This window comes from Kitasatospora nipponensis, from assembly GCF_039528135.1.
Lineage (GTDB): Bacteria > Actinomycetota > Actinomycetes > Streptomycetales > Streptomycetaceae > Kitasatospora > Kitasatospora nipponensis.
In genome coordinates this window covers 1-2399 of the sequence record NZ_BAAALF010000384.1, presented here as the reverse complement: position 1 = coordinate 2399, position 2399 = coordinate 1, and the positions used below count along the sequence as shown (strand labels likewise).

3 protein-coding genes are annotated in these 2399 nt (G+C 75.9%); all 3 read right to left on the bottom strand.

The genetic code is table 11. The features are described 5' to 3' along the window. Positions 1-343, bottom strand: a 343-nt coding sequence (locus tag ABD323_RS40430; RefSeq protein WP_344447105.1) for a DUF742 domain-containing protein, incomplete at its 3' end; no start/stop codon positions are given. Positions 344-445: 102 nt separating this feature from the next. Beyond that, positions 446-868: a roadblock/LC7 domain-containing protein gene (locus tag ABD323_RS40425; protein WP_344447104.1), complete on the bottom strand. Its 423-nt coding sequence runs from the start codon at positions 866-868 to the stop codon at positions 446-448. Between the two features lie 5 nt (positions 869-873). Continuing rightward, on the bottom strand, positions 874-2355 hold the full coding sequence (locus ABD323_RS40420; RefSeq protein WP_344447103.1) for a hypothetical protein: 1482 nt from the start codon (positions 2353-2355) through the stop codon (positions 874-876). Between the last annotated feature and the right edge of the window lie 44 nt (positions 2356-2399).

Genomic DNA, 2399 nt, shown 5'->3' with positions numbered 1-2399 from the left:
GGTGGATGGCGACCAGGCCGGCTTCGGCGAGGTCGGCCACGAGGATCCGGGCCACCCCCAGCGGCACCCCGGCCAGCGCCGAGATCTCGGCGACCGACTTGACCTCGCGGCACAGGTGGACGATCCGCTGGTGCTCGGGCAGCAGACCGCCCGAGCGCTCGGCCGAGGCGGTGGTCGAGATCAGGGCCTCGATGGCGAGCTGGTAGCGCGGACGGGTGCGGCCACCGGTCATGGCGTAGGGGCGCACCAGCGGCTGCTGCTCGTAGCCACCGTTGTTCTGGTCGCCGTAGCCGGAGCCGTACCCGTTGCCGTACGAGCCGGCCGGTGTCGGGGGCGGGGTCATTCGGATCCTCCTTGCGCTGCGGCTGATGCTGCATCAGCTGTGGGGTAGTCGCCGGACCCCCGTGTGTGGCGGGGGTCCGGCGGAGGGTGACGTGAATCCCTGTCAGTGCAGGAGGCTGCCTTGGAGTTCGGCGCGCAGGGCGGGGGTGAGGACGGCTCCGGCGCGGTCGACCAGCAGGGCCATCTCGTAGCCGACCAGGCCGATGTCGGAGTCGGGGGAGGCGAGGACGGCCAGTGAGGAGCCGTCGCTGACGGCCATCAGGAAGAGGAAGCCGCGCTCCATCTCCACGACGGTCTGGTTGACGTCGCCGCCCTCGAAGATCCGGCTGGCGCCGGAGGTCAGCGAGGTGAGGCCGGAGGCGACGGCGGCGAGCTGGTCGGCGCGGTCGCGGGGAAAGCCTTCGGACATGGCGAGCAGGAGCCCGTCGGCGGAGACCACCACCGTGTGCGACACCCCAGGGGTGTTGTCCACGAAATTGGTGATCAGCCAGTTCAGGTTGCTGGCAGCCTGACTCATCTGACTCATCTGACTCAACGCTCCTGGTTCTCGTGTCCGAAGCCGCCGTCGCCGCGGCCGCCGTCACCGGAGCCGCCCGTAGACGGGGAACGGTAGCCCTCCTGGCTGCCGCCCGCACCGCCGGGGCGCCCGAATCCGTCGAACTGCTGGCCGGGCACCGGGATTCCCTGGGTCGCCTCGGCGCCGGCGCGGCGACCCTGCTGGATACCGCGCCGCAGGTTGGTCAGCCGTCCGCGCACCTCTTCGGGGGCGCGGGAGACCTGCGGGCCGGTCAGCGGAGCGGCTTCGGCGGTGCCGGAGACCAGGTTGGCCTGCGGGGTCCGGCGGGGCAGTCCGGAGAGCGTGACCCCGTCCGAGGACGGCTCGCGGACCTGCTCGGCCCGGCGCCAGCGCTCGTCGTTGGCGGAGGGCCGCCACGGCGCGTCCGACTGGCCCGGTCCGCCCGGCTGCTGGGGCTGACCCTGCTGCGGGGCGGGAGCCTGCGGCCGGCCCTGCGGCTGGCCCATCGGCCGGCCCTGGCCCGGCTGACCCTGGCCGGGCTGGCCGGGGGTGAAGCCCGGTGCGCTGGTGCCCGGACGTTGCGGCTGGTACTGCCGGTTGCGGCTGTCCTGCTGCTCGCCGCCCTGGCCGCGGTCGCCCGGCTGCTCCTGGTTGACCTGCACCGAGGCCATCCGGTTGGCGCCGCCGGTGCGGAACCACTGGGTCTCGTCGACCGCGCCACCCTGCGCCTGGCCGTGTTCGGCCGAGGTGCGCGGAGGCAGGGCCATCGGCTGCTGCTGCGGCTGGCCGCCGGTCGGCTGGCCCGGGAAGGGCCGGCCCTGCGGGGCCTGCTGGCCGGGCTGGGCCGGCGGCATCTGCGCGCGGCCCTCGCCGAGCGGGTGCTCCGCACGCGGCGCCGGGTTGGCGACGCTCGGCAGCACCGGCTCGACCAGACCCAGGCCCAGCGGGTCGCGCGGGTCGATCTCGCTGGCCTCGAAGCGCGGGCGGGCGAAGGGCTGGGTGCTCTCCACCGCGGCCGGCTGCGGCGCGGCCTGGGCGATCACCGGCTGCTGGACGGTCGGCGGACCCTGCGGGTCGCCGGCCGGCGCCTGCTGACGCGGCATCGGGGCGCCCTGGGCCTGGCCGCGCTGCGGCAGACCCTGCTGCGGCTGGCCCTGCGGAGCCTGCTGGCCCTGCTGGGGCTGACCGGGCTGGCCCTGCTGCGGCTGCCCCTGGCCGGGGCGGCCCTGGCCGGGACCGGCCTGACCGCGCTGCGGCAGCGGACCGGGACGGCCACCGGGGCCGACGTCGGTTCGGCCGCCCGGGCCGGGGCCCTGGACGCGGGCGTCCGGACCGGCCCAGTTGTGCTGCGGCTGCTCGGTGTTGTGCTCGCGGGCCCCGGTCGGCGCGCCGGGACGGTTGGCACCGTCCTGGGGCTGACCGCGGCGCGGCCGGCCGAGCCCGCCGGCCGCCGGCGCCCCGCCCTGGCCCGCACCGCCCTGACCCATCCCGGGCATGGCCGGGAAGTCGGAGGCCAAGCGGTCTTAGGAAGACAAGCCGG

Bases quoted from the DNA above. Each gene is read 5' to 3' on its own strand.
- ABD323_RS40420 (WP_344447103.1), bottom strand. From the start codon at position 2,355: ATGCCCGGGATGGGTCAGGGCGGTGCGGGCCAGGGCGGGGCGCCGGCG.
- ABD323_RS40425 (WP_344447104.1), bottom strand. From the start codon at position 868: ATGAGTCAGATGAGTCAGGCTGCCAGCAACCTGAACTGGCTGATCACC.